7 protein-coding genes are annotated in these 5,441 nt (G+C 43.7%); 3 read left to right on the top strand and 4 right to left on the bottom strand.

What is annotated here, in order from left to right:
• Positions 1–270: 270 nt before the first annotated feature.
• Complete coding sequence (locus tag QUA50_RS28890; protein WP_333268729.1) at positions 271–534, top strand: hypothetical protein; 264 nt, start codon at positions 271–273, stop codon at positions 532–534.
• 655 nt (positions 535–1,189) lie between these two features.
• The gene (locus tag QUA50_RS28885) at positions 1,190–1,531 is read left to right on the top strand and encodes a hypothetical protein (protein WP_333268727.1); all 342 of its coding nucleotides are present in this window, start codon (positions 1,190–1,192) and stop codon (positions 1,529–1,531) included.
• A 290-nt stretch (positions 1,532–1,821) separates the two neighbouring features.
• On the opposite strand, the gene QUA50_RS28880 is transcribed toward QUA50_RS28885, so the two are convergent.
• Positions 1,822–2,034: a hypothetical protein gene (locus QUA50_RS28880; protein WP_194062328.1), complete on the bottom strand. Its 213-nt coding sequence runs from the start codon at positions 2,032–2,034 to the stop codon at positions 1,822–1,824.
• A 48-nt stretch (positions 2,035–2,082) separates the two neighbouring features.
• A complete protein-coding gene (locus QUA50_RS28875; protein ID WP_333268725.1) occupies positions 2,083–2,205 on the bottom strand; it encodes a hypothetical protein in 123 nt (40 codons plus the stop codon).
• A 346-nt stretch (positions 2,206–2,551) separates the two neighbouring features.
• Here QUA50_RS28875 and QUA50_RS28870 point away from each other — a divergent pair, with 346 nt between their 5' ends.
• Positions 2,552–4,252 carry an ABC-F family ATP-binding cassette domain-containing protein gene (locus QUA50_RS28870; protein ID WP_333268723.1) on the top strand — a complete coding sequence of 567 codons (1,701 nt, stop codon included), beginning with the start codon at positions 2,552–2,554 and terminating at the stop codon, positions 4,250–4,252.
• 56 nt (positions 4,253–4,308) lie between these two features.
• Here the strand turns inward: QUA50_RS28870 and QUA50_RS28865 are convergent, their stop codons facing one another.
• Together QUA50_RS28865 and QUA50_RS28860 are read right to left on the bottom strand one after the other, a co-directional pair.
• Positions 4,309–5,238: a fructosamine kinase family protein gene (locus QUA50_RS28865; protein WP_333268721.1), complete on the bottom strand. Its 930-nt coding sequence runs from the start codon at positions 5,236–5,238 to the stop codon at positions 4,309–4,311.
• Positions 5,184–5,441 (bottom strand): hypothetical protein (locus tag QUA50_RS28860; RefSeq protein WP_333268719.1); only part of this gene is annotated, 258 nt, incomplete at its 5' end. The genes QUA50_RS28860 and QUA50_RS28865, both read right to left, overlap by 55 nt.

Below are 5,441 nucleotides of genomic sequence, written 5' to 3'. Positions count from 1 at the left end.
TTGAGTTACCTTGGTAGACGTATTTCCTATCTTTACTTATTTTAACATAGTTCGGTTTTTTCGCACCGACCTACTTATAGTACAGAAACAGTTAAGCAAATTGCGATCCCATTGTTACAAAAACCTGCTACCAGTCAGTAAATGTTTTGTCACACATTGGCATTATAAAAAGACACAAATGTGAAAAGATCAGTGGAATTGCGGATGTACAGGTTATCAGAAAAAGACTATGTTTATCGCAGGTAAAATGGAAATTTTAGGAGCTTAATTATGAAGAGCAACGTGAAATTGAAAGTTTTGGTGTTGACATTAGTTGCACCAGTAATGGTTGGTGCAGCCCTATTATTTGATGCCGATGTTGCAGCCGCCGTCAACTGGGGTGCGCCGATGCGTGCCGGTTATCGCGCCCATATTCGTCAAAATAATTATAACGAGGGTGATAACGAGGGCACGATAAATGGGGGTATAGTTCTGATGGGACTTGGATTTCTAGGGGCCATGTTTCATGCTGCTAATAAGAATAAGAAGCGTTAATATTAGCCAAGGCTAGCGCTGGTGTCCGCTACTGGTGGCTTTCACCAATCAGACTACTATATTCCCACTTTATAGGGAAATCAGTTGAAGGGAAATGCGTATTCACGAATTTACGTAGCAAAATTCACTAAAAAATTATGCTAAATACGAAGCAAAAAATTATTCTTGCATTGTTTGTAGTCATACCTTCTCTTGAGTCGGATAAGTGGCATGAAATATATCGTACACTTGAATCAAGTGAGCGAGAAAATATACATCGAATAGCATCGAGAATTAATAGCGTAATAGCCTTCTTTATGCTTATGTTCCTTTTATCACGTTGTCTTAAAATACATGATGAGGCGACATATCAAAATTGTATGAATATGGGTTTTGAGCAGGTTTTATGTCTTGAACAAGCCCAGAGAGCTTTAGAAAACAATAAACGATAAATAAGCTATTAGTCGCTAGCTCTTTTATAACCCAATTAAATTGGTTTTTAAAGTAGAGAGTAATGTTTGTTTTGGATTAGGATAATATTAATCCGACAGGGGATAGTATAGCGACTAATTCAAAAAAAACAAATTCAGGGATTTAAACCTAAATGCTAACTCAATAGTAAAATTGTTAGAGAAATAAACTTCGAGATGAACGTTAATATTTTTTAATAAAAATTATGTCTAAACAATCTTCCCCACATACCAATAAATCTTCTCATGGAACTCTAATTATGGGTCTAGGTCTCCTAGCATTAGGAATCGTAAGCTTTTTATATAGAGGAGAAGAATTGACGATAAAGGATTTATTGTCTTGTATAATAACTGCTGGAGTCAGCTTTGTTTTATTGCCAATATTCTTAATGGTCTTCGTTATTATGGTTGCCTCACCGATAACAGGAGTTATATTTTTATTAATAGGAATAATATTTATTTTGTCTCAGCCAGCGTATGCTACTGGCCTTGGGATTACTATTACTTCTTTGGGTTTAATAACAATGAGCGAAAAAAAATCAAAATGATAGTAATTTGGAATAATTACAGTGATTCCCGCTGTTATGATATACAGTAGCAACAATTAGGAAACCAATTTATTAAATGTTCAGGATTTATTAAGTTGAGGGCAACTGCTATTATTCTATAAATTGATAATTGCTTGCAAAAAGGCCGTTGAAGCCCGATCGCCCTTTCGTCAATTATACAACAAATACAAAACTCTATCGCCCTTTCCTCTCTATTGAAAAAGCCGATCGCATAAGCCGATCGCATAAGCTATCATTTTCAATACACCTCATCATGAAGGTGATAACTTTCAACGGTTTAGCTCCGCGATCGCTTCATTAACTGTACCTCGAAACACCTTTCCAGATTGATAGTCTTGTTTTCCTTGTGCAATGTTAGCAGCAATTTCGGTGCGGCGGCGATCGCTAAGTCTCCGGTGCATGATGACAAGTAAAGCAGTTTGTTCGTCTATGGACAAGGTTTCGATTTCGTCTAAAATACTGTCAAATGTTGAAGTTTGCATGGTGAGTTAGGTTTTGTGGCGATGAGGGCTGTCTTATTTTACTCAGGTTTAATGGAATTTGCTGAAGGCGATCGCACCTCCGATCGCCTGCTTTAAAGGTTTTTGAAGTCCGTGAGATAATAAATGTCTCTTGCTGGCACGATCGCTCTCTTTTGCGATCGAGGTTGACACTCACTATTATAATGTGCAGAAGTCTCAACCATTATTCGAGAAATTCAATCTGAAACAACACGATCGCCCGTTAGCGTTAGCGAAGCGATCCGAAGGAAAGCCCTCGAAGAGGATCGCCCCACCCAAATAGTCCTGAACCCACATCGAGGTCAGAAACCGGGTTTCTTCGTATACCTCTAGGTGAGAATCTGCGATTTTTCAGAGAAACCCCGTTTCTTCGCGTAACTCCTACCTAATCAAAATCTGGCAATACGCTAAATATAATTAAAATTTGTTAAGATTAACACGACCTCAGCGCCGGCATCCCATCCGCCGCTAAACCAGCCCTTCCCCAGTCCCCACAACAATGCTGCGACTCGAACACATCAGTAAAATTTACCCCACAGGCGTCGTACTCAAAGATGTCACCTGGGAAGTCAAGCCAGGCGATCGCATCGGCTTAGTAGGCGTCAACGGTGCCGGCAAATCCACCCAACTCAAAATCATCGCCGGCGAAATCGAACCCACTGCAGGCGAAGTCATTCGCCCCGCCAGCCTCCACATCGCCTACCTCTCCCAAGAATTTGAAGTAGATCCGACTCGCACCGTCAGAGAAGAATTTTGGCGCGCCTTCAGCGAAGCCAACGAAGTCCACGAAACCCTGATGCAAGTGCATCGAGACTTAGAAACCTCCACCCCAGAAAATCTCGACGAACTGATCCACAAAATGGATCGGCTGCAACGGCAATTTGAAGGCTTAAACGGCTACGGTTTAGAAGCCCAAATCGAGAAAATCCTCCCCGAAATCGGATTTGAACCAGAAGACGGCGATCGATTAGTCAGCGCCTTCAGCGGCGGCTGGCAAATGCGTATGAGTTTGGGCAAAATTCTCCTGCAAAAACCCGACATCCTCCTGCTAGACGAACCTACCAACCACCTCGACTTAGAAACCATCGAATGGCTGGAAGTTTACCTCAAAGGGCTGACAACCCCGATGGTAATCGTATCCCATGACCGGGAATTTCTCGATCGGCTTTGCACCCAAATCGTCGAAACCGAACGCGGCGTTTCCACCACTTACCTCGGCAACTACTCCTCCTACCTGCTGCAAAAAGCAGAAGCCAGAGAAGCCCAACTTAGCGCTTACGAAAGCCAGCAAAAAGAACTCGAAAAACAGCAAGCATTCGTTGAAAAATTCCGCGCCAGCGCCACTCGCAGCACCCAAGCCAAAAGCCGCGAGAAACAGTTAGACAAAATCGAACGCATCGAAGCCCCCACCGGCGGATTAAAAACTTTGCATTTCCGCTTTCCCCCCGCACCCCGCAGCGGCCGCGAAGTAGCAATAATTGAAGATTTGGTACACACCTACGGCGAAAAAATCCTATTTTTGGGAGCCGAGTTGTTAATTGAAAGGGGCGATCGTATTGCCTTTCTCGGCCCCAACGGTGCGGGCAAATCAACCCTGCTGCGGATGATTATGGGCTTGGAAAAGCCGACTGAAGGTACGGTAAAATTGGGAGGCCACAACGTCATCCCCGGTTACTTTGAACAGAATCAGGCAGAAGCCTTAGATTTGAATAAAACCGTGATGCAAACGATTCACGACGAAGTTCCCGACTGGAAAAATGAAGAAGTTCGGACTTTGTTGGGCCGTTTCTTATTTACGGGTGAAACAGTATTTAAACAGGTTGGCGCTTTAAGCGGCGGCGAAAAAGCCCGCCTAGCTTTAGCAAAGATGCTGTTGACTCCCGTGAATTTGCTAATTTTGGACGAACCGACAAATCACCTCGACATTCCGGCGAAAGAGATGATGGAAGAGGCGATTCAGAATTATGACGGTACGGTAATTATCGTTTCGCACGATCGCTATTTCATCTCTCAAGTCGCTAACAAAATAGTCGAGATTCGGGACGGAGAGTTTCGCCCTTATTTGGGAGATTACCACTACTATCTCGATAAAATAGCTGAAGAAAAAGAGCTAGCCAACTTAGCCAAACTTGAAGCTGAAAAAGCAGCTAAAAAAGCAGAAAAAGAAGCCAAGAAAAAAGCTGCGGCTAAGCAAAAATAAAGTTGCCTCCCTCGCAGATAAACCTTAAATCCGCGTTTATCTGCGTGCATCTGCGGTTAAAAGAGCATCTGATTCTTAAAACCCAAAATTCGACTAATCATCTGATTCGCCTGGGACTCGTAACTCCCACCAAACAAATTAAAATGATTTAAAATGTGATATAGATTATAAAGAGTTTTGCGTTCTTCATACCCTGAATCCAAAGGCAAAACATGATTGTATCCTCGATAAAACTCCGCTGGAAACCCACCAAATAACTCCGTCATCGCGAGATCGACTTCTCGATCGCCAAAATATGCCGCCGGGTCAAAAATCACCGGTTCCCCCGCAGATGTCACCCCCGCATTCCCCCCCCACAAATCCCCGTGAACTAGCGAGGGTTGAGGTTCATAACCAGCTAATAACTCAGGAATCATCTCTAATAAACGTTCCCCTTGCGGAAAATGACCGCCCCGGCGCCTAGCCAATTTTAACTGATAACCAATCCGATGTTCGGCCCAGAATTCGGCCCAATTTGCCGTCCAATTATTAATTTGTATAGTTGAGCCGATCGTATTATTAATATCCCACCCAAAAACTCCCCTCAATAAGCCCGAATTTGGCTCTTCTCCCCCCCTTAGCAAGGGGGGGGTGTATTTATGCATTTCGGCGAGTTTTCGCCCCATTTCTTCCCAAGCTCGATCGCCCCCGCGTCCTCCCAAATCCAGCCATTCCAGCACAATGTAAGCCCAATTCCCCTCAGTTCCCCAGCAAATCGGCTCAGGTACTCGAATCGTCTGGGTTTTCCCAACTTGCTGCAAACCCAGCGCTTCAGCTTCAAACATCGAGATTTGGGAAGCTTGATTGATTTTCACGAAGTAAGTGCCGGAACTGCTGCTGATATAATAGCCTTGATTGATGCAGCCACCGCTTACGGAACGGCGATTGTCTATCAAAAATGTTTCTCCGGTTGTTTCACAGATGTGCGCGGCAATTGTGTCCCACATAGCATCAAATCGTTTTGAGGGTTGAGGGCGATCGGAATTAGTTTAACAGCTATAGCAACTGACTGAGAAGAAAAACCAGAAAGCCCCTGTCTGGCGAGCAGAAAGAGGCTTTGTATTAGAGAAGAGAATCCCAGGCATCGAGCTATTTTCTCAGGCAGTGACCCGCCAAATATCTTCGCCACCGCAGCGTTTAACAACCGAGT

The sequence above is a fragment of the Microcoleus sp. M2_D5 genome (genome assembly GCF_036701935.1).
Lineage (GTDB): Bacteria > Cyanobacteriota > Cyanobacteriia > Cyanobacteriales > Microcoleaceae > Microcoleus.
The sequence above is the reverse complement of the archived record's forward strand: the minus strand, read 5'-3'. Positions and strand labels throughout refer to the sequence as shown.